23 protein-coding genes and 1 pseudogene are annotated in these 26060 nt (G+C 56.7%); 1 reads left to right on the top strand and 23 read right to left on the bottom strand.

All coding sequences use genetic code 11. The features are described 5' to 3' along the window. Positions 1-75: 75 nt before the first annotated feature. The 11 genes and pseudogenes from H8K03_06310 to H8K03_06360 all read right to left on the bottom strand — a co-directional run bounded on the left by H8K03_06310 (position 76) and on the right by H8K03_06360 (position 13517). Complete coding sequence (locus H8K03_06310; GenBank protein ID UVT21518.1) at positions 76-1371, bottom strand: MFS transporter; 1296 nt, start codon at positions 1369-1371, stop codon at positions 76-78. A gap of 172 nt (positions 1372-1543) precedes the next feature. Then, the gene (locus H8K03_06315) at positions 1544-2149 is read right to left on the bottom strand and encodes an acyloxyacyl hydrolase (GenBank protein UVT21519.1); all 606 of its coding nucleotides are present in this window, start codon (positions 2147-2149) and stop codon (positions 1544-1546) included. Between the two features lie 89 nt (positions 2150-2238). After that, the gene (gene topA / locus H8K03_06320; GenBank protein ID UVT21520.1) at positions 2239-4578 is read right to left on the bottom strand and encodes a type I DNA topoisomerase; all 2340 of its coding nucleotides are present in this window, start codon (positions 4576-4578) and stop codon (positions 2239-2241) included. A gap of 94 nt (positions 4579-4672) precedes the next feature. Next, positions 4673-5791: pseudogene (dprA, locus tag H8K03_06325) on the bottom strand (DNA-protecting protein DprA). A gap of 101 nt (positions 5792-5892) precedes the next feature. After that, positions 5893-7401 carry an Rne/Rng family ribonuclease gene (locus tag H8K03_06330; GenBank protein UVT21521.1) on the bottom strand — a complete coding sequence of 503 codons (1509 nt, stop codon included), beginning with the start codon at positions 7399-7401 and terminating at the stop codon, positions 5893-5895. A 162-nt stretch (positions 7402-7563) separates the two neighbouring features. Continuing rightward, positions 7564-8685 (bottom strand): rod shape-determining protein RodA, encoded by a 1122-nt coding sequence (gene rodA, locus H8K03_06335; GenBank protein UVT21522.1) that lies wholly within the window; start codon positions 8683-8685, stop codon positions 7564-7566. After that, positions 8682-10553 (bottom strand): penicillin-binding protein 2, encoded by a 1872-nt coding sequence (mrdA, locus tag H8K03_06340; protein UVT21523.1) that lies wholly within the window; start codon positions 10551-10553, stop codon positions 8682-8684. The genes rodA and mrdA overlap by 4 nt, the downstream gene beginning before the upstream one ends. Before the next feature lie 7 nt (positions 10554-10560). Next, on the bottom strand, positions 10561-11061 hold the full coding sequence (locus tag H8K03_06345) for a hypothetical protein (protein ID UVT21524.1): 501 nt from the start codon (positions 11059-11061) through the stop codon (positions 10561-10563). Beyond that, a complete protein-coding gene (gene mreC, locus H8K03_06350; protein ID UVT21525.1) occupies positions 11058-11930 on the bottom strand; it encodes a rod shape-determining protein MreC in 873 nt (290 codons plus the stop codon). The genes H8K03_06345 and mreC overlap by 4 nt, the downstream gene beginning before the upstream one ends. 13 nt (positions 11931-11943) lie before the next feature. After that, a complete protein-coding gene (locus H8K03_06355; GenBank protein ID UVT22391.1) occupies positions 11944-12975 on the bottom strand; it encodes a rod shape-determining protein in 1032 nt (343 codons plus the stop codon). Between the two features lie 83 nt (positions 12976-13058). Further along, positions 13059-13517: an RDD family protein gene (locus H8K03_06360; protein UVT21526.1), complete on the bottom strand. Its 459-nt coding sequence runs from the start codon at positions 13515-13517 to the stop codon at positions 13059-13061. 247 nt (positions 13518-13764) lie between these two features. Here H8K03_06360 and H8K03_06365 point away from each other — a divergent pair, with 247 nt between their 5' ends. Further along, positions 13765-14463, top strand: a complete 699-nt coding sequence (locus tag H8K03_06365; GenBank protein ID UVT21527.1) for a SurA N-terminal domain-containing protein — start codon at positions 13765-13767, stop codon at positions 14461-14463. Between the two features lie 21 nt (positions 14464-14484). Here H8K03_06365 and queA read toward each other — a convergent pair whose 3' ends face one another. The 12 genes from queA to ilvN form a co-directional block, all read right to left on the bottom strand. After that, the gene (gene queA, locus H8K03_06370; protein UVT21528.1) at positions 14485-15504 is read right to left on the bottom strand and encodes a tRNA preQ1(34) S-adenosylmethionine ribosyltransferase-isomerase QueA; all 1020 of its coding nucleotides are present in this window, start codon (positions 15502-15504) and stop codon (positions 14485-14487) included. Continuing rightward, a complete protein-coding gene (locus H8K03_06375) occupies positions 15504-16718 on the bottom strand; it encodes a SpoIID/LytB domain-containing protein (GenBank protein UVT21529.1) in 1215 nt (404 codons plus the stop codon). Before H8K03_06375 ends, queA begins: the two co-directional genes overlap by 1 nt. Next, positions 16715-16969 carry a DUF2905 domain-containing protein gene (locus H8K03_06380; GenBank protein ID UVT21530.1) on the bottom strand — a complete coding sequence of 85 codons (255 nt, stop codon included), beginning with the start codon at positions 16967-16969 and terminating at the stop codon, positions 16715-16717. The genes H8K03_06375 and H8K03_06380 overlap by 4 nt, the downstream gene beginning before the upstream one ends. Positions 16970-16998: 29 nt before the next feature. Then, positions 16999-18021 (bottom strand): aspartate-semialdehyde dehydrogenase, encoded by a 1023-nt coding sequence (locus H8K03_06385; GenBank protein ID UVT21531.1) that lies wholly within the window; start codon positions 18019-18021, stop codon positions 16999-17001. A 7-nt stretch (positions 18022-18028) separates the two neighbouring features. Next, positions 18029-19231, bottom strand: coding sequence for a hypothetical protein (locus H8K03_06390; GenBank protein UVT21532.1), 1203 nt, complete (start codon positions 19229-19231; stop codon positions 18029-18031). A gap of 15 nt (positions 19232-19246) precedes the next feature. Continuing rightward, the gene (gene leuB / locus H8K03_06395) at positions 19247-20320 is read right to left on the bottom strand and encodes a 3-isopropylmalate dehydrogenase (GenBank protein UVT22392.1); all 1074 of its coding nucleotides are present in this window, start codon (positions 20318-20320) and stop codon (positions 19247-19249) included. Between the two features lie 34 nt (positions 20321-20354). Continuing rightward, a complete protein-coding gene (locus H8K03_06400) occupies positions 20355-20717 on the bottom strand; it encodes a cupin domain-containing protein (GenBank protein ID UVT21533.1) in 363 nt (120 codons plus the stop codon). A 66-nt stretch (positions 20718-20783) separates the two neighbouring features. Beyond that, entirely contained in the window at positions 20784-22331 is a 1548-nt protein-coding gene (locus H8K03_06405) for a 2-isopropylmalate synthase (GenBank protein UVT21534.1), read from the bottom strand. Between the two features lie 554 nt (positions 22332-22885). Beyond that, the gene (gene pssA / locus H8K03_06410; GenBank protein ID UVT21535.1) at positions 22886-23692 is read right to left on the bottom strand and encodes a CDP-diacylglycerol--serine O-phosphatidyltransferase; all 807 of its coding nucleotides are present in this window, start codon (positions 23690-23692) and stop codon (positions 22886-22888) included. Next, the gene (locus H8K03_06415) at positions 23689-24339 is read right to left on the bottom strand and encodes a phosphatidylserine decarboxylase family protein (GenBank protein ID UVT21536.1); all 651 of its coding nucleotides are present in this window, start codon (positions 24337-24339) and stop codon (positions 23689-23691) included. The genes pssA and H8K03_06415 overlap by 4 nt, the downstream gene beginning before the upstream one ends. Before the next feature lie 127 nt (positions 24340-24466). Beyond that, entirely contained in the window at positions 24467-25480 is a 1014-nt protein-coding gene (ilvC, locus tag H8K03_06420) for a ketol-acid reductoisomerase (GenBank protein UVT21537.1), read from the bottom strand. Between the two features lie 47 nt (positions 25481-25527). Continuing rightward, entirely contained in the window at positions 25528-26046 is a 519-nt protein-coding gene (gene ilvN, locus H8K03_06425) for an acetolactate synthase small subunit (protein ID UVT21538.1), read from the bottom strand. Between the last annotated feature and the right edge of the window lie 14 nt (positions 26047-26060).

Below are 26060 nucleotides of genomic sequence, written 5' to 3' on the forward strand. Positions count from 1 at the left end.
ATATCGGAATGGAGCGGATAGGAAGGCGGAACGATGAGTGAAACGACTGGGGCGCCGCGCAAGCTGATTCAAAGTCTAGGTCGCAACCTGTTGAGTCATGACCGCCCGGCGCATGAACCGGATCGCAACGGCTGCCGTCAGTAACAGGACCAAACCAAGTCCGATAAGGCTTTGCGCCGGGCCGACGGTCTCCGCAATCCATCCAAAACCGGTCATCCCGGCCATCGCGGTGGCCATCGATCCCGTGCTGAACGTCGTGAGCACGCGTCCCATCAAGTGTTCCGGAGTAGTCTCTTGAAGCAACGCCCATACGACGGGATTCATGATCGCCGTGCTCCCACCGACTACAACCACCACCGCCGTCGCGACCAACGGCGTCTCGAGCAGGCTCAGACTGCAGACCGCCAGTCCCCCCACCGTCATGCCACGAGCAATGAGGCGCAAACGGCTGTGCAGATCTCCCTGGTGCCTCGAGGCGAGCCATGTGGACACCGCCAGCATACCGACCCCGAGACCGGACCAGAGCCAGCCCAGTTGAACCGGACCGACCTGGAGAAACTCTTTCGCATACACCGGCAGAATGAACACAAACGCGCTCGCACCCAGATTGTACAAGGCCGAGATCACGACCAGAAGGAACACCGTCGATTGTGTGCCGAAGACGAATCGAAATCCGACGATCAAATCATCCAGCACTGAGGGAGACTTGTTGCCGGCTTCTTTATCGATCTTGAGCGTTTCATGCAATCGCATGGGGATGAGACACAAGGCCGAGACGAGGAAGGTGACCGAATTCACATACAGGACATTCTCGACGCCTATCATCGCGATGAGCACGCCGCTGATCGCGGGTCCCAGTAACAACCCAATGTTATTCGTGCCTTGAATCAAGGCATTTGCTCTCACCAATTCGGACGGACGGACCAGGCGCGGGACAGCTGACACCAAGGCCGGTCCAAAGATAGTCGAGACAATCGATGTCAAGAAGATCAACACATACAAGCCTTCAAGGGAAAGGAGATCGAGAGCAAATAGCGCCGGAATGAGAAAGGTCATGAAGGCACGAATCAAGTCTACCCACACCATCACGGTCTTCTTCGGCAGGCGATCAAGAAAAACACCGATGACGGGGCCCAACAGCAAAGGCGGAACGGTTTGGAGCAATCCGACGATCGTCACTTTCAGGGCCGAACCGGTGAGGGTATACACAAACCAGAGTAGAGCGACTTTATTGAGCCCTTCCCCAATTTGAGAGACGACCTGTCCCCACCATAACAGCCCAAAGTCCCTGGTGCGGATCAGATACCAGCCCCGACTCTCACGTTCGCCGCCGTCCTCCACGTCTTCGCTCCTGGATATTGCCTGACTCATCTGTATCAACCTATTTACAATCACAATAATGCCTATCGATGAGAAGGGAAGACTCGGAAAAATCCTAGTCGGATTCGGACAAAAATCCGGCTCACAAAGGATTTTTGTCCAATGAGACAGTCACAGTGCGCGGTGTAGCAGCAGAAACGTTGGAGCTTTTTCTCAGGTAACCCTAGAAGAGCTTCGTGGAGATTCCGATAAACGGCAGGAGGTAATTGAGCCCACGATTCGGACTACCGGTATCGGCATTGGAAATGTGGCTGAACCGGACTCCGGCATTGAGCGACCATCGTGCGGTCAGCTCCCAGTTTGCGCCCGTGCCGCCCCAGACCAGAAAATTGAAATCCGTTCCTTGTTCGGGAATACGGCCGTCGAAATTCGTCCAGAGCGGACCACCGCCGCCCTCGACATAGGGCTTCAACCGACCAAACGAAGTGAACGTATAGACGATCTTGGGCGTCACACCCACGCCGTACGCGCCGGTCGGTTGGGTGATTCCTAACAGCGCCAACTCGGCCCCAAGCGCAATCGAGCCGCTCCACCACCCGTCACCGATCGTATCGGTCAGCACGATTTGCCACGAGGGATGCACGGCCACCCCGTTCAACTTCGACGATTGCGCATCCATCAGTCGAACAGGGAGCATTCCGCCGACCACGAACCCGACACTCTGCTTTCCGTCCATGTTAGGGGATGGTGCTTCTGCTGAAACCGGTGACAGCCAGGCCAGGCCCACACACAACGACAGCGCCACGGCGCGGATGGGATGAATGGACATCGATCTTGCCGGGTTAATCGTCGTTCACGTGAAATACGAGGTGTGGCGATTGACGGACTGCGAGGAAGATGGAAGGACCATTCGAGTCGTCACCCGGCTTCGCGGTAGCCGCAGTCCTGATTGCGGCATTGAACGCTCCGGCCGTCTTGCTTACTGACTTTTTCTATCAAGAATGGAGCTTGGCAGGTTGGGCAAGCCTTGGGCACAGGACGGTCCCAGAGAGCATATTCACACTTGGGATAGTTACTGCAGGCGAAGAACGATCGGCCTTTGCGCGTTCGCTTCTGCACGAGATCACCGCCGCAGTCGGGCTGCGGACATTTGACACCCAACGCCAGGGCTTTCGTGGTCTTGCACTGCGGATAGCCGGAACAGGCGATGAACTTGCCGAAACGTCCTGTCTTGACGACCATTGGACTGCCGCATTTATCGCAGACCTGATCGGTCGTAAGCTCCTGCTTGGGCACGATCTTGATGGTGCCGTCCGGCAGCTTTTCAAAGTTCTGCGTATTCTTGCAGGGCGGATCGTCTTTGTACGCCGGGCAAGCGAGGAACTTGCCGTTCCGTCCCCATTTGATTTCCATCATCCGGCCGCACTTCTCGCATGGGATGTTCGTCGGAGGCTCGACCGTATCCTTGGGGCCGGGAATCGTCTTGGCCTTCTCCAGATCCGCCGCAAACGGGTTGTAAAAGTCCCGCACTGAATCGACCCATTGTTTGTTGCCTTCCTCCACTTCGTCGAGCTCTGCTTCCAAGTGCGACGTAAAATCGACATCGACGACGGCCGGAAATCCCTTCAAAAGGAAATCGTTGACCGTGCGGCCCGTTTCCGTCGGGATGAACCGCCCTTCGGTCTTTTCGACATATTTGCGGTCTTGGATCGTGGAGATGATCGTGGCGTAGGTGGACGGACGCCCAATCCCTTTTTCCTCCAGTTCCTTGATCAGGAGGGCTTCGTTATATCGGGGCGGCGGCTGCGTGAAATGCTGCTTCGAGGTCAGACCCGGAGCCGACTGCCCTTCCTGCTCGGCGAGCCGCAACCGCTCTCCTTCGGACAGAGCCGGCAGCTGGCGCTCGTCATCATCCGCCTCCTGATCGGCCTTCGGTTTCTGTGAAGGCAATTCCCTATCGATCCCTTCCATATAGACGATCGTGTGCCCGGGGAACTTCACGACGGTCCCGGTGGAACGGAAGAGATAATTTTCCTTGGTCTCAACCGGTGTTGAATCGATGCGGGTCACGTCCAAAATCGCCGGAACCATCTGCGAGGCGATGAATCGATTCCAGATCAACTTGTAGAGATTGTATTGATCCTGATCCAAATACTGGCGGATCGATTCAGGGTCGCGTCCCGCCGAGGTCGGCCGGATCGCTTCATGGGCTTCTTGGGCCGCCTTCGACGTCTTATAGACATTGGGCGTCGCGGGAAGATATTGCGCGCCGAAGCGCGACTGAATTACCTCGCGCGCATCGGCCGTCGCCTCATTCGAGATGCGAGGCGAGTCGGTTCTCATATAGGTGATGAGACCCGTCGCGCCTTCTGCGCCGATTTCGATCCCTTCATACAGTTGCTGTGCGAGCGTCATTGTTTTCTTGGGCGAGAAGTGCAGTTTTCGCGCCGCTTCCTGCTGCAGACGGCTCGTGATGAACGGCGCGACGGGGTTGCGCTTCTTTTCCCGACGCTCGATCGATTGGACGACGAATGCCTTCCCTTGAATATCGGCGACGATCCGGCCAGCTTGCTCACTGTTCTCGATCGACGCTTCCGCTCCGTTCATGCTGTGGAGCTTGGCCTCGAATGCGGGAGGATTGGCCCCGGCGAGCAGCGCGGTAATCGACCAGTACTCTTCGGTTCTGAACGCTTCCCGCTCCGCTTCGCGTTCGCAGATCAGCCGCATGGCCACCGACTGCACACGCCCCATGCTGAGTCCGCGCCGGACTTTATTCCAGAGCAACTGGCTGCCTTGATAGCCGACGATGCGATCCAAGATACGGCGCGCTTGCTGCGCATTGACCAACTTCATATCGATCTCGCCCGGCGACTGCAACGCCCGCTTGATCGCCGATTCCGTAATCTCATTGAACAGGACCCGGAAAATCTTTCCGTCCTTCTTTTTCTTTTTCGATTTGCCCAACAGCTCCTGTTCGAGGTGCCAAGCAATCGCCTCTCCTTCTCGGTCAGGGTCCGGCGCCAGAAAGACTTTGTCTGCCTCCTCAGCCTTCTTCTTGATTTCGGCTAACACCTTCGACTTGCCTTTGATGGTGACGTACTGCGGTTCGAAATCGTGTTCGAGATCGACACCCAATTTGCTGGTCGGCAGATCCTTGACGTGTCCCACCGACGCCATCACGGTGTACCCGCGGCCCAGATACTTCGTGATCGTTTTGGCTTTCGTCGGCGACTCAACGATGATCAGAGTTTTTGCCATGACAACTCCGTCTGTCTCACAAGGATTGTATCATCCGTACCAAATATCCGGGATTCGTGCAACTAGAATGGTGCTCGCCGCAGAAAAACACGGGCTAGAGACGAATGTAGTGTTGGCCAGGCAGCTGGCGAATCCGGCCGTTCAACTCGAGCGTCAGCAGCGTCGCCGCCACTTGCGCGGCGCTCAGTCCTGTCGTTTCGATCACGGCATCAACGGAACACGCCTCATAAGAGAGCGCTTCATACACCAACGTACCGTCGGTTCCTAGCGGCGCCTCCGCTTCGATCGCTGCACCATCAAAATGGAGCATCGTCCGTTGACGGGCGTCGATTTGTGGAAGGATCTCATCGAGGACATCCTGAGCTCCCTCGATCAGTTTCGCACCCTCCTTGATGAGGCGATTCGATCCACGGCAGGCCTCTTCTTTGATGGAACCAGGCACGGCGAAGACCTCTCGGCCTTGCTCCAGCGCCAACTTGGCTGTAATGAGCGAGCCGCTGTTGGTCGCCGCTTCACTGACCAACACGCCCAGCGAGAGTCCGCTGATGATCCGATTCCTCCGCGGGAAGTGATGACTTTACGGAGCCGCGCCGATCGGCAACTCAGAAATGACGGCTCCATGTGATTCGATGCTCCGCCTGAGCGCCTGGTGCTCCGAGGGATAGGTCCGATCGATGCCGCACCCCAATACGGCAATCGTGCGGCCCTTTCCCGCCAGGGCCCCTCGATGCGCCGCCGCATCGATTCCACGCGCCAGACCGCTCACGATCGTCACACCACATCCGGCGAGTTCTTTCGCAACCTCTTCCGTGACGATCCTTCCGGACGGAGTGGCCCGTCGTCCACCCACAATCGCCACCGCCACCTCGTCCTGCGGCAACAACGTCCCACTTACATACAACAACGGCGGGGGATCGGGAATCGCTCTGAGCCGCGCAGGGTATGATCGATCAAAGGTCGTGATCGTGTGAATCTTCAGGCGTCCGACGATCTTGACCTGACGATCGATCTGCCGCCGGATGTTCGACTCGGGCCCCTGCCGCACCGATTCGGCCAATTCCGGACTGCACCCCGCCAACCTCAAATCGTCCATTGCCGCTGACAGCACCGCATCGGGAGATCCAAACCGTTGCACCAATTTGAGGAGTGTGCGATCCCCGACGCCGTCGACGGCTTGGAGCGTGAGCCACGAGGTCAGTGACGCTTCGTCCATGTCGGTCTCATTGAACGATGGGGAATTGGTCTCAACGGCAGGAAGGTCGCACCCTGCTGAACGCGCTTCCGACGGAACGTGCCGGCCTGTACCGCACGAGACTAGAGAACGACCAGATCGTATTGCTCGAGATGCAATTGACTATCCGGCGTGATGATGATTTTCGCCGAACAATCGCGCTCCAGTACTTCCACCCCATGGCGCTCTTCGTCTTGCAGCAACTCGGCCACCGTCGGATGGGCTCCCACGATAATCCGTTGCTGATCGGACGCGGGTTCAATCCGTCGGATCTCGCGAAAAATTTCGTACACCACGGTCGTCGGAGACTTCGTATAGCCACGGCCTTCACAGTAACGGCAGGGCTCGGACAGCGAACGCAACAGATCCTCCCGGACACGCTCGCGGGAAATCTCGATCAAGCCGAGATCCGAGATCCTGGAGATCCTCGTCCGCGCCTTATCCGACGCCATGGCATCCACCAGCGCGTGGTAGACCTTATCCCGATTCTTTTCACGCTCCATATCGATGAAGTCGACGATGATGATGCCGCCGATGCCGCGCAGTTTGAGCTGATAGGCGACTTCCTTCGCCGCCTCCAGATTGTTCCGCAAGATGGTCTCTTCCTGATCCCGCTTTCCTACAAACCGCCCCGTATTGACGTCGATCACCGTCATCGCTTCGGTATGATCGATCACCAGATAGCCGCCCGATTTGAGCCACACCTTCCGGCTCATCGCGCGCGCGATTTCCTGTTCGACCCCCAGATGATCGAATAACGGCTCTTCCTTGTCGTAAAAATGAATCCGTGAGGTCTGCTCGGGGGAAAATCGCTGCACGAAATCCCGAATGGCTTCGTATTCCTCCCGCGAATCGATCCAGAGTCGATCCACCTTTTTGCCGAACAGGTCTCTCACCACCCGGAAGCTCAGGCTCAAATCCGAATGCAGCAATGCGGGAGCGGGCAATTGTTCCCGCTTGGTCAACACGTCCTGCCAGAGCACGTGCAAAAAATCGACGTCGGATTTCAGTTCGTCTTCTTTGACGCCTTCACTCACCGTCCGCACGATGTACCCGCAACCCTGGCGGCGAACCCGGCGCATGATTTCTTTCAGCCTGGCCCGTTCTTCATCCCGCGGAATGCGCCGAGACACGCCGATATGGTCGACGTTCGGCATAAAGACGAGGTATCGTCCGGGCAGCGAGACATACGTCGTGACTCGTGACCCCTTGGTGCCGATCGGCCCCTTGGAAATCTGCACCATCAGCTCTTGGCCTTCACTCAACAGCTGTTCGATGGGCTTCGCGCTCTGGCGTTTGGGCCGCAGCATGTCCGAATCTTTTTCGTCTTCATCGTCCTCGACCAACATATCTCCCGGCTCCGCATCAACCAAGAGATCGGAGACATGCATGAACGCGGCTTTTTCCAAGCCGATATCCACGAACGCGGCTTGCATTCCGGGCAATACCTTGGCGACTCTTCCCTTATAAATGTTTCCGACAAAGTCTTTGTGCTTGGCGCGGTCTCCGAACAAATCGGTGACGACCCCGCCGTCGAGCACGGCCACGCGGGTTTCTTCCCGCGAGACGGTTATCGCGATCTCATTTCCCATACTGACTCCTTTGATCTGAACGCCGCCGCAGTTCGGAGGACGCGATGGACGCGGGCCTACGCCCAGGTCCACAGCGCATACCACCCCGCACACTTAGCCGACGTTCGATAATATCCTTCTCCGAACGGTGGGACATAATTGTTCCGCGCGTTCGGTCTTCGCTCAATAAAATAGGCTTAACCGCTTTCGTTTGACGTTCAACAGCAAACCCAACGCCGCCATGGTCATAATCGTGGCGCTTCCGCCGTAACTCACCAGAGGCAAGGGGATGCCGACGATCGGAAACATTCCTGCCGTCATGCCGATGTTGACCACGACGCAGAAGCACAGCATCGCCACAATCCCTACGGCAAGCAAGGCGCCAAGCTGATCCTTCGCCTTGGAGGCGATCTCCAGAGATAACCAGATCAATCCGATAAACAATGTCAAGAGCACCAGCACCCCGAGAAATCCCCATTCTTCCGCAAATACGGCGAACACAAAATCGGTGTGGCCTTCGGGAAGAAACTTCAGCTGACTTTGGGTGCCGCCATAAAGTCCCTTGCCCAGGAGTTCCCCAGACCCGATTGCAATTTTCGATTGTAGGGCATGATAGCCCTTTCCACCCGGGTCATAATCCGGGTCGACGAACGCCATAATGCGCTGTCGCTGATAATCATGCAAGGACCCCCACAGCCCCTCCCAGGCAAATGGAAACAGCATAATCCCAAATAAGAGAATAAAACCCAAGGCTTGCGAGCGAACCCCTACCATGAGCAGCATCGCCGCGTAGACCGCGACAAAGCTCAGTCCACTCCCTAAATCGGGCTGCTTCAAGATGAGAAGAAGGCCGGGCAGGACCAAAAGCCCCGGCAGGATGACGCGCTGCAGCCATCCGACACGAGGGGCCTTCGAGTAATAATGCGCCAGCACCAACACGAGAATGAGCTTGGCGAACTCGGACGGCTGAAAACTGAGCGGGCCCAGTGCGATCCATCGCTGCGCCCCTTTGCTCGTGCGTCCCTCAAAGAGAACAAACAGCAGCATCAGGAGAATAAACGCATAGGCAGGATAGGCAAACCGCGCGAGGTGATGGTAGTCCGACGCCCACATGACGATGAACGCCGCCGCGCCCAAACCGATCCACATCAACTGTTTGAGATAGAACGGCGCGATCCCGCCCTGCTGCCCTTGCGTCACGCTATAAATGGACAGCACCCCGATTCCCAGAATGGCCAGAATCAAGGCAACATAGCGGATATCGAAGCTGTCGAGGCCGCGATTCTCAGTCAGACGATCGATCATGAGTCTTTCGAGGGGCGCCCCGGCTGGGCCACGCCGGAAAGATCCGACGTGACAACGGGAACCTGCGGGGTGAGCTTCATGTATGTTTCGATGACTTCCTTGGCCAGTGGGGCTGCGGCGGCTCCACCGTGTCCCATATGTTCGCCCAGCACGGCCACGGCGATCTTCGGCGATTCCACCGGTGCAAAGGCCACAAACCAGGCATGGTCTCGGTACTTTTTGGGGATGTTTTCCTCCGGCCCGGTCCTGAGGGCCGCCACCTGAGCCGTCCCTGTCTTCCCACCGATCGTCACCAGGGAGGACTTCGCCCTCGTCGCCGTTCCCTTCGTGACGACGTCAGCCAAGGCATCCTTGATGATGCGGAACGTGTCCGGCTTGGCGTTGAGTTTTCCGCGTGGAACGGCCGGTAACTCTTGAAGATTCCCCGTCGTTCGATCCATGACTGCCTGCACGAGGCGGGGACGATAACTGACACCGTCATTGGCGACCGTACCGACTAGACTGGCCATCTGCAATGGCGTCACGGTCACATAGCCCTGTCCAATGGCCGCCGAAATGGTCTCACCAGGCAACCAGGATTCGTTCTTGGCTTTTTGCTTCCAGGCGGTGGACGGCATGATACCGGATCGTTCCGACGGCAATTCCACTCCCGTGGCCCGTCCAAGCCCGAAGTCCTTTCCGAACTCCGCCATCACATCGATCCCCATACGCTGCCCGATCGTATAAAAGTACACGTCACAGGAATGGACTAAGGCGTCATGGAGATCGACATAGCCATGTCCACCGACTTTCCAGTCATGATAGAGCCGCTTGCCGAACTGATAGCCCCCGTTACAGTGCACGGTACTGGAAGGTGTCATGGTCTTGGTTTCCAGGGCGGCGATAGCCATCGGGATTTTGAACGTGGAACCGGGAGGGTACTGCCCCTGTGAGGCTCGATTGTTCAACGGACGCCCTTCATCCTGGACGATCTCGACCCATTGTTTCGCCGTCAGTTCTCGCGACAGGAGGTTCGGATCGAAGGCGGGCCGGCTGGCCATGGCCAAAATATCACCGTTGGTCGGATCGAGCGCGACAATGGCGCCCTGTTCTACGCCCAGGAGATCCTCGGCAAGTTTCTGGAGACGCACGTCGATAGTGAGATAGAGGTCGTTCCCCGCTTGCGGCCTCTCGACGACCGAAGCTTTCTTTTCATGACCGAGCGCGTCGACTTCCACGCTCTTCTGACCGGCCAGTCCACGCATGTGCCGATCGTAGGACTTTTCAACTCCATATTGCCCCACGATGCTCCCCTGATGGAGATCGATGAACTCCGGTTTCTCGAGTTGATCCGCCGAGATCTCACCCACATAGCCCAAGAGATGGGCCGCCGTCACACCGCCCGGATAGTTGCGTTGGGACTCTACTTGAATCATGACGCCGGGCATATCGAGTCGGTGAGATTCGACCAGCGTGGCATCGCGCAACGTCATCCGGTCTTTAATCTTACGGGGAAGCAGTTTGCTGCCTCTGATCATCAGTTTTTTTCGCACGAGAGCGGGGTCCAGGCCGAGGAGATCGGTCAACTGCTGGATCAAGACTTCACGATCCTTCACGTCTTCCAATGTGACATAGAGGCTGAAGCTCGGTACGTTATTCGCGAGGAGAACCCCATGCCGGTCGTAGATCAGGCCCCGCGCCGGTTCCAACAGCACCTGTCTGGTGCGATTGTTTTCCGACAAGTCTCGATAGTACGGCCCTTCTCGAATCTGCAAATGCCACAGTCGGAGGCCGAGCAGCGCCACCACCAGCAAGAGTCCCACGCGCAGAATGAAGAGTCTGCGATGGAGATCACCGAATTCTGTTTCCGGATAGTGTGCACTCGCCATACGATACCTAGACCCGATACTCGGAAACCCATTGCTCAATATTCAGGCGACTCCACATCAGCCAATAAATAGCTCCTCCGATCACGGCATCGAGACAGGCTTGCGGCAACACAACGGTCCAGACAGCCCACCAGAGATCTTGTTCCACACTGAGTTTCAGCGCAAACGGGGTGACCAGTCCGACGAGAAACGAGACGAGGAGAAGTCCCATCACGAGCACGACGGGGCTTAGATAGACCACTTGCCGGCCGGCCAGACCGGCCATAAAACCCACGGCCCCCTTCATCATTGCCGCAGAGAACGGATCTTGAGCAGAAAACAGACTCATCGCCCAGCCCAGAACGAGACCCATCAGCAATCCATCAAGCTCCCCGCCAATGAGGCCGATCAAGCAGACGACCACGAAGCCGAGATCCGGCTTCACTCCCCACAAACTGATATGCGGCAGGAGTACGGCTTGAATCGGGACAAGACCGACGATCAGCGCGATGTAAATCAGCGCTTTCATGGCTTCCGCTTCGGAGCGCCGATTTGGGCTCCCTCCGTCGGAACTGCGGAAGACTGAATTACCAGCACTTCCTCGACACGATTCGGATCGACCTCCGGAGACAGCTCCGCAGATTGGAACAACGCTTCCTCTTCCTTGTCGATCTTTGTGATCGTCCCGATCGGCAGGCCACGGGGGAATCCCCCGACCAATCCTGACGTGACCACACGATCGCCTGACCGAGCGCTGGACAACAATGGAATATACTTGAGGCTCGCCAACCCTTGCGTGGTTCCTTCGACAATGCCTTCATCTCGCGTTCGCTGGATCAATCCGGCAATCGCATTGTTCGGATCCGTCACGAGCAACACCACGGCAGTGGATGGAGTCGTCTTGACGATGCGACCGACCACACCGGCGGGCGTAATCACGCCCTGGTCCGACTGGAGGCCATCGGACGACCCTTTATTGATGATGATCGTCTTGTACCAATTGCCGGTATCGCGGCCGATCACTTGGGCGGCCACCAGCGTGGGAAGCGCTTGTTTCTTGAATTCCAGCAGGTTCACAAGCCGCTCCGTCGCCGCCGAAGCTTCTTGCAACTGCCCATTTTGCTCCTTGAGTAGATCCAGCTCTCTCCTCAACTGTCTATTTTCTTCTTCGACCCCCTGGAGCGCCACAAACCGGCCCCAGAGGTCGGCGATCCGATCATGGATCCCGGCAACGGCTTGAAGAGGCCAACTGAGGGCCCACCCGACCGGACTGCCCATCTGCTGAAAGACGCTCTGAAGTTGGCCCGGTACAAGAAGGAAGCCGAGCACGAGAATGACGGCGAGAGCGAGGGCAAGACGTTTAGCGTTATACGATGCGCGTAAATTGACCATCCGCATGAGGGATGGGACCTTACCGGAGATTATTCGCTTGGGACATAACCGATACCTTCCGGAGCAGATCCAGTTCATCCAAAATCTTGCCCACCCCCAACACCACGGAGGTCAGCGGATCGTCCACCGTAATGATCGGCAAGTTCGTTTCTTCACGGAATCGTGTGTCCATGCCCTTGAGAAGGGAGCCGCCACCGGTCAACACGATTCCGCGATCGATAATATCCCCGGCCAGTTCGGGCGGAGTGTTTTCCAACGCGATCTTGATGGCATTCACAATCGTTCCAATCGGCTCTTGCAGCGCTTCGCGGACCTCGGCGTCATCGATGACCAATGTCCGCGGGATACCTGAAATCAAATCTCGGCCTTTGATCATCATGGTCTTCCGCTCCTCGAAGGGATAGGCGGACCCAATCTCGAATTTAATCCGTTCCGCCATATGCTCCCCGATGAGCAAGTTGTACTTTTTCTTGATGTAATTCATGATCGCTTCGTCCATGCGGTCGCCGGCGACCTTGACGGATTCGCTGTACACGATCCCGCCCAACGAGATGACGGCGATGTCTGTCGTCCCGCCTCCTACATCGACCACCATGTTTCCGGACGGCTCCGTGATCGGCAATCCCGATCCGATGGCCGCGGCGACAGGCTCTTCAATCAGATAGACCTCCCGCGCCCCGGCCAATTCGGCGGAGTCGCGCACGGCCCGTTGCTCTACCTGCGTGATACGGGAGGGGACCCCGATGATGATCCGTGGTCGAACAAACGCGCTGCGATTGTGCGCCTTCCGGATGAAATGCTTCAGCATTTGTTCGGCCATCTCGAAGTCGGCGATCACGCCTTCCTTCATCGGCCGAACCGCAACGATATTGCCCGGCGTGCGTCCAAGCATTTTTTTGGCGTCCGTTCCGACGGCCAGCACTTTTTCGCTTTTCTTTTCAACCGCGACAACGGAGGGTTCGTTGAGGACGATCCCCTTCCCGTGGACATAGACGAGGGTCGTCGCAGTGCCTAAGTCAATCGCTAGGTCGTCGGAGAACCAACCGAACACATCTCCCGGAAACCCCACGGCGTCTCTCCCTTCATCTTGGCCGGACGACTCAGCGCCCAGCCTGTGCGCTTGTTCTATCTTACCTAATCCGGGACTGCGAGTTGACCCGCATCCAACACCTGCGTTCGAGCCACTTCGTCGCCGAGTCGACGACCCTGCTCATTCCCTATGATCAAAAAACTTTCGAAGGCTAAAATGGCTAGGGATACGAGCCATCCAATGTATGGGACCGCATACGCGATCTGCGCGCCGCCCAACGGAAGATTCCGGATGATCGACTCTCGAAAGCCAGCCGTATCCCGCCCATCCAACCGCATGGTTTGCAGACCGACCAACCGTTTGCCGATACTTCGTCCCCCCGCAAATCCATCGGCGATCAAGATGTAGGCCAGACCGGAAAGAAAGCCGACCGGAGGAGCGACTTCGCCTGCGGCGACAATAATGAACAGGTCGATCAACTTCGCGATGAACCGGTTCAGGACATGGGCCTTCGGATAGACTCTTGATTCAAACGACGCCGAGGTCAGCCCCTCCCCTGCCAAGGGATCTCCTTACCTAATTAGTGACAAAGTATAACAAAACGCATCATCTTGCACAAACAAAGACCAATCTTTTTCAGAGCCTCTTTTTGGGTGTCCTTGCGAGTCGTCCAGTGCTCTCATTGCGACATCGACGGGAAGTATACGCGAATTCGGGGGACCCGTTTCTGGATCTTTTCACCGATTGCCGCTCTTGCCTTTCGTTTTGTCCGCAAGTACACTTTGGATTTTACACAAAAAGAGGATCGACATGATTAAGACGATGCGCGACGCATCTCACAACTACCCTTGGTTGCTCAAATCCATCATGGGCATTTTGGCTGTTGCCTTCGTGATTACGATGGGATGGTGGGGATTCGGGGAGCAAACCGGCGGACCCGTCGCCAAAGTCGGGGAGCAATCGGTTTCACTCGACGAGTTTAAACGCACCTATGAAAACATGCGTCGCATCTACAAGGAAAACGTCACCGGTGACTTCAAAGAGGAAGAGTTCAAAGAATTCGTCATCGGGCAACTCGTCGACAGTCGCGTCTGGATCATCGCCGCTGAAGAAATGGGCGTGAGAGTCTCCGATGCCGACTTGCGCGAGCTGATCATGCAAACTCCGGTCTTTCAGAAAAACGGAGCCTTCGATCCGGAACTCTACCGCCGCATCCTGGCGGCCAATCATTTGACACCGGCTTCGTTCGAGGCGATCCAGCACCAGGAAGTGTTGGCCAATAAGGCTCGTATGATCGTTCGCGATTCTGTTGCGCTCACCCCTGCCGAAATTGCCGAGGGGCAATCTCTCATGACCAGGCCGCAGGACACCGATCCCGCCAAAGCTGCCGAAGCCAAGCAGCGGGTGTTGGACGACATGCTCTTGCAAAAACAGCAACGAGCCCTGGTCTCATTTCAACAGTCTATGAAAGCCAAGCTGCCGGTCACCGTCCGCCGCGAGATGCTGTAAGTCTTTCTGCTCTCGTTGAGCCTAATTGATCAGCATCGCGTCGCCGTAACTGTAGAAGCGATAGCGCTCTTTGACGGCTTCTTCGTAAGCTCTGCGTATCAGCTCGGTGCCTGCGAACGCTGACACCAGCATCAAGAGCGTCGTTCGTGGAAGGTGGAAATTCGTCATGAGCCCATCGACGGTCTTGAACTGAAATCCCGGTGTCACGAAGAGCCGGCTCTCACCGGACGTAGGAACCATCATCCCCTTCTCCTTCATGACGGTTTCAAGCGCGCGGACGACCGTGGTACCGACGGCCATCACCCGCCCACCGGCGCGTTTCGTCTGCCTGATCGCGTCGGCTGTTTCCTCACTGATGGAAAATGCTTCTGCCCCCATCTGATGGTCTTCTATTCGTTCGGTCGTCACCGGTTTGAAGGTGCCTGGACCGACATGCAGGGTCACTGTGGCAACCTTGACCCCAGACGCGACCAGTCGTCTAAACAGTTCTTCGGTAAAGTGAAGCCCGGCGGTCGGTGCTGCAATCGCCCCTTCGTGTTTGGCAAAGACCGTCTGATACCAGCGTCGATCATCCGGAGTCGCGGCGCGCTTGATGTAAGGCGGAAGCGGCATAGCCCCCTGCGTTTCGAAGAGTCGTGTCACAGGATCCGGGCTTTCCACCGTCACCTCGGTACCGGACGCGTCGCGTTTCACGATCGTTGCGCGGGAATGTCGATCGAATTCGATCACCTGGCCGATACGGAAGGTGCCTTTCACCATAATTTCCCACCGTCCCTTACCGAGATCCTTCACGAACAATACCTCAACCGGTGTTCCGGTCGGTCTCTTGATTCCCGACACCCGTGCAGCCAAAACCTTGGTATCGTTTACGACGAGCAGGTCGCCCGGGTTCATCAATTCAGGGAGATCGGCAACCTGACGATGTGCAAATTGTTGCGTCTTCCGGTCCAGGACCAGCAATCGCGCCCGATCCCGGGGAATGATCGGCTGCACCGCGATCAGTGCAGGATCGAATGGAAAGTCATAATCTGAGCGTTGCATTACGAAGGAGGAACCGAAGGGGCAGGAGGAGCCTGGGTCAATGAAGCATCGCGAAGCTCGGTCCCAGGATAGTAGTAGCGAAGAATGCTCGAAAAGGAATAGCCCAACTCTGCCAGTTCTTTCGCGCCCCACTGACAGAGGCCCACTGCATGGCCTGCTCCATACCCGGAAAGGATGACATCCCGGCCGACGGACTCGATCGTAAATTGCGTGCTGGGCACCACCGTATACCCTACCGCCTTACGCAGATCTTCTCCCCGCAGAACGAGTTCACCCAGGGAGTGCGAAATCTGCAACGTGGCCACGCGTCCTGCACGACTATAGGTAAGCGGTGCGATTGCCGTGATCGTTCCCACCGCAAATCCTTGTTGCCGTAAATTCTTCTCCAACACATCGATCGTAAACGACGCTTTCCACTGATAGTGCGGAGACTCGATGTCGAACGGGCATTCAACGCCTTTCAAATAGGGCAGATCCTTCGACCACACAATCGTGGCATCTTCCGTGATCCCTGCGGCCGTCGATGAGAAGGCGGCATAGATGGGAGCCCCCTGATGGGTCACGACCATGCCTCTCGTGGATTCCACGGCCTGGATGACCCGTCCATCGATACCCTGGCGGCCACGATACACCTGATCTTGGGTCCCGGCAACCACATCATAGTCCCGAGCAGCGCTGAGCATGTGTTGGTACAACGCATAGGTCCTGGCCGCGACTGCCTGAACTTTCAACATCTCGGGATGCCAGGCGGGATTCACCTCGGCCGGCACCACACCTTTGACGTACTCCTCCAAATCGACATAATTGACGACGAGCAAGCCTTTCCCTCGCCGAACGAGTTGGATCGACCCACTGACCTGGACCGCACCTTTCTCATCGCCTGCGCGCAGGACTGCCTTATTGCCGTTCCCATTCAACCAGATTTTCACGTCATGACTTCCCGCCCGCACCATCAGCTGATCGCTCGTCACCGGTTTGCCGTTGAGAAGCAGCACCTGGCCCTGCGCCTTGATCCGGAGCGCGGACCGATACGCCCACGCCTGATCACGCTCATCAGTCACCCAAAGGGTCTGATCGGTATACACTTCCAACTGCCGAACATCTGATGCCAACAGAACACGAATCGATTGAGCCGCTTGGGCCTCCGGCATCATGAGACAGCCGAGGCAGAGTCCCAGTCCAGCCGTGCAGGCCAGGAGCCATCTTGCTATCATCTTCGGAAGAACCATCCTAGGAGATAGAATAGCAGACTCAGAAGGATGCTGAGGACGATACTGGTCCCGATGGGGAAATAGAAGCTGAAGTTATCACGTTTGACGGAGATATCACCCGGAAGCTTTCCCAACCAACTGAATGCGCTTCCGAGGCCGGGAATCCGGTCCACCAGGACCAACAGGACCCCAAGCCCGACGATGCCAAGCCCTATCCCGATTAAGATCTTGCCGAAGGTATTCCATTCCGGCATCAACTTTCATCCCAGTTGGCAGAATGCTGCTAGCTGTTGACTAGACACTCGGCGATCTGAATGGCGTTCAACGCCGCGCCCTTGCGAAGATTGTCGGACACGACCCAGAGGTTAAGGCCGTTCGCAATCGATTCATCTTCCCGCACACGGCCGATGTAGACCTCATCTTTTCCGGTTGCATCGAGGGGCATTGGGTACAGCTTTTTCACCGGATCGTCATAGACGATCACGCCGGGCATCGCTGCCAGCGCGGCACGCGCCTCGTTTGAATTCAACGGACGTTCCAATTCAACATTGATCGCTTCAGAGTGGCAACGGAGTACGGGAACGCGCACCGTCGTCGCCGTAACCCGAAGGTTCGGTGTACCGAGAATCTTTCGGGTCTCTTTCGCGATCTTGACTTCCTCCGAGCAGTCGCCTCCCTCATTGAACGAGCCGATGTGCGGCAACAGATTGAAGGCGATCTGATAGGGATAGACCTTGGTCGTGACGTCGCGAAATGCCAGCAAGTCTTTCGTTTGATCCATCAGTTCGTCCATGGCCGCGGTGCCGGTTCCGGACACCGATTGAAAGGTCGTGACCACCACTCGCTTCACCCCCACCGCATCGTGAAGGGGCTTGAGCGCCATAACCAAGGGAGTGGTCGTACAGTTTGGAATCGAGACGATTCCCCGAGGCATTGAACGTAAGGCTGCGGCATTCACCTCCGGAACCACCAAAGGAACCTGATCATCCATACGGAATACGGCACTATCATCAATCACCGCAATGCCGGCCGCTCCCAATCGTTGACCGTATTCTTTGCTGATGGCGTCCGTCGCGGAGATAAACGCCAGATCCACCTCATCGAACGACGAGGATTCGGTCAACTCTTCAACCGTCCACTCCTTACCCTGGCAGGTCATTACCTCGCCGGCCGATCGCTTGGACGAAAAGAGCCTGAGTCCCGCCAGCGGAAATTTCCGTTCTTCCAAGATGTCGAGCGTTTCCTTCCCCACCGCGCCGGTCGCGCCGAGGATTGCCACGATGTATCCGGGTTTCTTCTTGATCATGAGACGCTTACTCCAATGCCAACATGCGAATACGATGATTAAAGGTGTCCGCTACCAACAACGTTCCATCGCGACCAGTTGCAATACCGAACGGGTAACATAGACTTGCCTCTCGTGCGGCTGCCCCATCTCCCGAATAGGCAGGAATTCCAACACCCGCAACACAGAATGCCACCCCATCCGCCGAATCCCATTGCCGGATGAGGTGACTGTCGGAATCGGTCAGAAAGAGGTTTCCCTGATGATCGACGGCAATTCCCGTTGGGCGCGAAAGACTCGGCGACGGCGGATCCGACGGCGATTCGTACCGATAGGCTCCGCCATCACCCGCCACAGTGGAAATCAGACCAGATGAGAGTTGAACACATCGGATTCGGCCGTTGAAGGTATCGGCTATGTACAGTCGATCGGCCGCCAAGGCCAATCCACTGGGACCCGCAAGGGCTGCGTCAACAGCGTGCTGCCCATCTCCGTCGTACGTTGCTGTCCCGGTTCCCGCAACCGTGTGAATCACGCGAGTCTTAAGGTCTACCACACGCACACGATGATTGCTTTGATCGGCGATATAGAGCCTGCCTCCATCGTCGACGGCCAAGGCCGAGGGTTCATTGAGCGCAGCGTGATGCGCGGGACCGCCGTCGCCGGAAAAACGAGCCTGACCTGTCCCTGCCAGCGTCGAGATCATCCCGGTTGCCGTTTCCACCATCCGCACACGATGATTCATCGTATCGGCGATATAGAGATTCCCCTCCCGGTCCACAGCCACCGCTGTGGGGAAGTTGAGATCCGCGCTCACCGCCGGCCCGCCGTCCCCACCATACCGTTGTGAAGTGGGTGCCCCGTTGGTCCAATATCGGACGGTTCCGCTCAAATCCGCCTGCTGTGTAAATCTCTCCGTGGTGGTTCGACCACTATCAGCGAACGGGTCTTCATCCGTGGGCTGGACACCTGCTTCCCGTCGCACCGGTGCATGGGTCTGATCGTCGCTGGGTCTCCCGGCTACGGTCGAGATGATACCGCTGACGCCATCGATTTTTCGAATGACCTGATTTTCTGAATCGGCCACATACACGTGTCCGCGATGATCGATCGTGACGCCTTTGGGTTCATTCAAACAGGCCCGATCCGCCGATCCACCGTCTCCCGCAAAACCCGCCTCGCCGTTACCTGCGAGTGTTTTGATCATCCATGTGGAAAGAATGGTTGCCATAGATCAGGCCGCTGACTAGTTCAGATTTCTCACGATGGCCTCGCCCATCTCGACGGTCCCCACGATCCGCGCTCCGGGGCTCTGAATATCTTTCGTGCGATACCCGAGGTCGAGCGTTTTCACAATGGCTTGCTCGATGGCTTCAGCCTCTTTTTCAAGGTGAAATGCGTACGACAACATCATCGCAGCCGAGGCAATCGTGGCGATAGGATTGGCGATATTCTTGCCTGCAATGTCAGGGGCGCTCCCATGAATCGGCTCGAAGAGCCCGACTTTCGCCCCGATGCTGGCTGACGGCAACATGCCGATCGAACCGGTCAGCATCGCTGCTTCATCGCTGAGAATGTCCCCGAACATGTTATTGCAGAGGAGCACGTCGAACTGTCGAGGGTTCCGCACCAGCTGCATGGCGGCGTTATCGACGTAGATATGCCCCAGTTCAACATCCGGATAGGACGCGTGGACGTCGATGACGACCTTTCGCCACAGCTCCGAGGATTCCAACACGTTCGCCTTATCGACCGAGGTCACCTTCTTGCGCCGTTTCCGCGCCGCTTCGAATGCGACCTTGGCGATGCGCCGAACTTCCTCCGTGGAATAGACCTCCGTATTGAATCCCCGTTCTTCGCCATTGGGCAGCTTTTCAATGCCCTTGGGTTTGCCGAAGTAGATTCCCCCGGTGAGTTCGCGAATCACGAGGATGTCGATCCCCTCGACAACCTCACGCTTCAACGTGGACGCATCCACCAGATTGGAGTACAGCTTCGCCGGCCTCAAGTTGGCATAGAGCCCTAAGGCCTCTCGGATTCCGAGCAGCGCGCGTTCTGGCCGCAGGCTGTACTCTAACCCTTCCCACTTGGGGCCACCGACGGCTCCCAGCAAGACCGCATCACTCTGCTTCGCGAGCGCCAATGTATCCTTCGGCAGCGGAACTCCGGCCTTATCGATCGCTTGACCGCCGATATCAGCCGCGGCAAATTCGAACGAATGCCCATATTTATCCGCGATGACCTTGAGAACCTTCACAGCTTCAGGAACGATCTCGCGTCCGACGCCGTCACCGGCCAGCACTGCAATCTTGGCCTTCACCATTGCTCCTTTCGATCTTCAATCCGCCCATGGTCTATTCCAACACGCGTTCATCTTCAACTCGCCAGGCCGGATCCACGAAACACAAGAATTCGATATCCGTCGTGCCGGTATTTTCGAGAAACTGTTGCCCTCCAGGGGGAACATAGACCGTCGTCCCGGCTTCGACCGGCGTGACGTGGTCATCGATCGTCAATCGGCCACAGCCCGATATGAAATAATAGACCTCGGACGACGCCAAAACATGTCGCTTCGATCGTTGACCGGAAGGGAGAGTGCCGTGGGCAAGACTATAATTCAGCTTGAGCTGATGCTTTGCCGGGTGAAAAATCTCCCGCAAGCGAGTATGGTCGCCGGCTAGAAACTCGGGGCGATCCGCCAGCGTGACTTTGAACACGGACAAGCCCCCTCAACCTCAACACGCTAAGTCACGGAAATTGAGACTGTATCGTGGAGAGCGCCGTCAAATCAAGTTCACCTTCTGTTCCCCTTGAGCCTGCTTGGTCGCCAGATAGGCCAGCTTGTTCAATGCGCTTAAATAGGCCCGGGCAGAGGCCGTGATGATATCGGTATCGGCCCCGTGGCCCGTCACCGTCCGGCCGTCTTCCTGAACCCGCACCGACACTTCGCCTTGCGCATCGGTCCCACCGGTAATGGCTTTCACGACATACATCAGTAACTTGCTCTTGGTCTGCGTCATCGCGGCAATGGTGCGATAGACGGCGTCCACCGGCCCATCGCCTGTGCCGGTTTGAGCGATGGACTTCCCATCGATCTCCAGTTCGACCGTGGCCGTTGGGACCTGGTCCGTTCCGCTCGAGACGTGAAATGTTTTGAGCGCAATACGGTCGGCCATCTTCGACAACTCTTCCGAGACAATGACTTCGAGATCTTCCTCGAAAATCTCCTTCTTTTGGTCGGCGAGTTTCTTAAATCGCTCGAACGCGTGGTTGATCTCTTCCTCGCTGAGCGCGTAGCCCAGCTCTTCCAGGCGCTGCCGAAACGCATGACGCCCGGAGAGCTTGCCCATCACCATCTGGCTCTCGACCAATCCGATCGACTCCGGGCGCATGATTTCGTAGGTCGTCTTCTCTTTGAGCAATCCGTCTTGATGAATGCCCGACGTATGGGCAAAGGCATTGGCTCCGACGATCGCCTTATTGGGCTGCACCACCATCCCCGTGATCTTGCTGACCAAGCGGCTGGTTTTCGCGATCTCTTCGGTTCTAATCCCGGTATCGGCTTGGTAGAAATCTCTCCTGGTCCGCAGGCCCATGACGATTTCTTCCAAAGAGGTATTACCCGCGCGCTCGCCGATTCCGTTGATCGTGCACTCGACCTGGCCCGCCCCATTGATAATGGCCGACAGGCTATTGGCCACCGCGACACCCAAATCGTTGTGGCAGTGGACGGAAATGACGGCTTGTTTCGCGTTAGGGACCTTGTCGCAAATTCCCTTGATCAGTGCGCCGAACTCTTGTGGGACCGCATACCCCACCGTGTCGGGAATATTGACGGTGCCGGCCCCGGCGGCGATGACCGCCTCGATCACTTCGTAGAGATATGACGGATCCGAACGGCTCGCATCCATCGGTGAAAACTCGACGTCATCGACATACCCACGCGCCAGCCGGACCATCTCCACCGCACGCTGTTTGGCCTGCTCGCGCGTCATCCGAAACTGGTGCTTCAGGTGAATATCCGACGTCGAGAGAAAGGTATGGATTCGGACCTTCGGCGCCCCTTTGAGCGCCTCCCAAGCCCGGGTGATATCTTCGGGACGGGCCCGCGCCAGGCTGCAGACCGTCGGCCCTTCGACCTCCTGCGCAATGCGCCGCACTGCTTCGAAATCCCCGGGCGAGCTATAGGCAAACCCGGCCTCAATAATGTCCACGCCGAGCCGCGCCAGTTGTTTGGCCACCATGACCTTCTCTTCCACGTTCATGCTGGCGCCGGGCGATTGCTCACCGTCCCTCAGGGTCGTATCGAAAATTCTGATCATGCGTGCCATGACTCACCTCCGATTCACAAGCTGCTCAAAAAGTCCTTCCGGCAAGGCCGCAAGGAGTGAGGACCCCGAGGCGTACGCGTGTTGGTACGCTGAGGGGTTCGAACGACTGAGAACGCAGCGGGAAGGCTTTTTCAGCAGCTTGTAAAACAAAAGCCTTCATCCCATCGCAAACAGGGACGAAGGCTTGACGCGCTCCGTGGTACCACCCTGATTCAGCCTGAAGATGTTCAGGCCCTTCATTTGCCTCTTACGGAGACAAGACGGAATCTCCTACTTCATGTTCGGAGATTCGGCTCAGAGGCGAGTTCGGCGACGTTTAGGCTGGTTTGCACCATCCACCAGCTCTCTCCAGAATGTTGAAACCGGTTCCCCGCTTCGTTCTCGCATCGTTCAAAGGCTCAACGTACATCTACAACCGTACGCCTCGTCTTTTCACTCACTGCGGCCTCGCTGGATAACCGCTTTTAACATTCTGTTATTCTAGACTGCTCGCGTACTACTCCTCGTCTTAGCCGTTCATGAGAATTCCAGTTCCTCCCGTCGATTGTTCGCAGCTACGGTTTTGACTCGATCGGCGACGGCTCGACTTTCCCAATGTTCCTTTTTCCGCCGGCCGGGGCAACCAGCCAAAATACTTTTTCAGCCGGCCCCATCAATGCGTAACCGGCAAAGATGACAAATAACATAACCGCCGGCCAAGCTGCCACCATCATCAGTGTGAGAATACCCCAAACCAGATAGGTAATCTGCCGGTGGCCTTTAAATTTCAGCTCCTTAAAGCTTCGATACTTGATCGTGCTGACCATCAAGAACGAGAGGGCCAGCGTCATAAGCAGCACCACGATTGGCCGGGTCTCTGCTCCCATCTTCAGGAGGTAGTGATCAAAGACCACCAGAGAAGCGACGACTCCGGCAGCCGCAGGAATAGCCAACCCGGTAAAATATTTGCCGTCAGACAAGGCGACCGTGGAGTTGAATCGCGCCAACCGCACGGCTCCCATGGCAACGTAGGCGAACATAACCGCCACGCCAAATGTACCCTGTCCGCTCAACGCCCATGAATAGATCAGCAGACCCGGTGCGACACCGAACGAGACCACATCGGACAGCGAATCGTACTCCAGACCGAATTGGCTCGTACTGTTGGTCAGGCGGGCCGATTTCCCGTCCAAGACGTCAAAAATCATCGCGACGAGGATTGCAATCGCCGCCTCCAAGTAGTTCGCGTTGAAGACGGACAGTATCGCGAAGATTCCGCAAAACAAATTACCGGTCGTGAAAAGATTGGGGATGAGATGCATGGCGGCTTTCCGCCGCTTCCCCTCTTTCCCGAACGAATTCCTGAAGCCTGCCGTTTTCATGGCAATTCTCCTAGGATAGTTTCGCCACCCTTTACCCGTTGCCCGACAGCCACCCGAAACGTGGTACCGATCGGGAGAAAGGTATCCATGCGCGACCCAAAACGGATCAACCCATACCGCTCACCTCGGACAGCCTGATCCCGTGGCGAGACCCAACACACAATGCGCCGGGCGATCAATCCGGCCACTTGCACGCACAAGACCTTGATGCCTTCAGGTGTCTTGATCATCAAGGCATTCTGTTCGTTCATGAACGTGGCTTCCGGCTTACTGGCCACCATGAAAAGGCCCGGTTGATACTGCACATTTTCGATCACGCCGTCACAGGGCATCCGATTGATGTGGACGTCGAACACATTCAAAAAGATCGTGACCCTGACGCTGCGCTCTTTCAGGTATCTCGGCTCAAACTCTTCCTCGATCGCAATCACTTTTCCGTCACCGGGAGCGACCACAAGATTCGGACCTTGTGGGATAACTCTGTCCGGATTGCGAAAAAACCAGGCACAGAACAGCGTCGCAACGGCACCGACAAACGCGACGACCGGCCAACCCAGCAATCCCGTCAACAGTGTAACGCCGGCGGGAACCGCAATGAAGGGAATTCCTTCTTTGGCAAAGGGAACGCCGACCGCACGATCTGCCACGGAGTTACCTCAGTCTATGAAGGATGCCACGCCTCTCCGAAGAACTAAGGTCGCAGGGGAAAGGCGAGACGTATATGATCATTGTACGTCAAATCGTTGAACGATGCGAGACCAGAACCGGCAGTCCTTAGTTCTTTGTCTTATCGACGAGCTGATCTTTCTTGAGCCACGGCATCATTCCCCGCAGTTTGGCTCCGACCGCCTCGATGGGATGCGCCTCGCCTTTGGCAAGCAGCGCATTGTAGACCGGCCGATTGGCTTGATTTTCGAGGACCCATTCTTTGGCGAACCGCCCTGTTTGGATCTCTTCAAGAATCCGTTTCATTTCCTGCTTGGTCTGTTCGGTGACCACCCGCGGGCCTCGAGTGACATCACCATACTTTGCCGTGGTGCTGATCGAATAGCGCATATTGGCGATCCCGCCTTGGTAGATCAGGTCGACAATGAGCTTCACCTCATGCAAACATTCGAAATACGCCATTTCCGGCGAGTACCCGGCCTCGACCAGCGTCTCGTACCCTGCCTGGATCAAAGACGTAAGTCCTCCGCAGAGCACCGCCTGTTCACCGAACAGGTCGGTCTCGGTTTCCTCACGAAAATTCGTTTCGATCACACCGGCGCGTCCACCCCCGATCGCGCTCGCATAGGCCAATCCCACTTGCCTGGTGGCGCCGCTGGGATCCTGATGAATCGCAAGGAGACAAGGGACTCCGCTGCCCTTCGTATACTCCGAACGAACGAGGTGTCCCGGTCCCTTTGGGGCCACCATAAAAACATTGATTGAGGCCGGCGGCACAATCTGCCCAAAATGAATATTGAACCCATGACCGAACGCCAAGTACGACCCGGCTTTGAGGTTGGGCGCGACTTCCTGTCGATAGATAGCGGCCTGCGCCTCGTCAGGCGCCAGAATCATCACCACATCAGACGCCTTGACCGCATCGGCTACCGGCATGACTTTGAGTCCGCTCTGTTCGGCTTTTTTCCAAGACGCGCCTTCACGCAACCCAATGACGACCGTTACGCCGCTTTCTTTCAGGTTCAGCGCATGGGCGTGGCCCTGGCTCCCATAGCCGATCACGGCCACAGTCTTACTTCGGATCTGCTGAATATCGGCATCCTTATCGTAGTAGATTTTCATGACCAACCCTTTCCCTTCTCTAGCAATTCTGCATACTCAGCAGGACGTTACTCGCGGGCCACTTTCTTCGTCTGGACCGCCGCAGATCGGACCGGTTCTCGTGCGACGGCCACCCGGCCGGTGCGTACCAAATCCTTGATTCCAAGAGGTTGTAATAAGTTGATGATCGCTTCGATTTTCTTGGGATCTCCGGAGACTTCGATCGTGTAGGTACTCGGCGTCGAATCGATCACGTTCGCCCGAAAGATATCCACGATTCTGAGCGCCTCGGCCCGATCCTCATCCTTTGTATGGACCTTGATGATCGCGGTCTCTCGTGAGACAAACTCCGTCTCATTCAAGTCCACGACTTTGATCACGTCGATGAGTTTATTCAACTGCTTCACGATCTGCTCGATGATCCGTTCATCACCCGTGGTCACAATCGTCATCTGCGACATGGACGGATCAAGCGTCGGCGCAACCGACAAACTTTCAATATTGAACCCCCGACCGCTGAATAGCCCCGCGACCCTTGACAGAACCCCGAACTTATTTTCAACCGTTACCGAGATGATATGTTCCATCTTTTTCAGTGCTG

This window comes from Nitrospira sp. (genome assembly GCA_024760545.1).
Classification (GTDB): domain Bacteria; phylum Nitrospirota; class Nitrospiria; order Nitrospirales; family Nitrospiraceae; genus Nitrospira_D.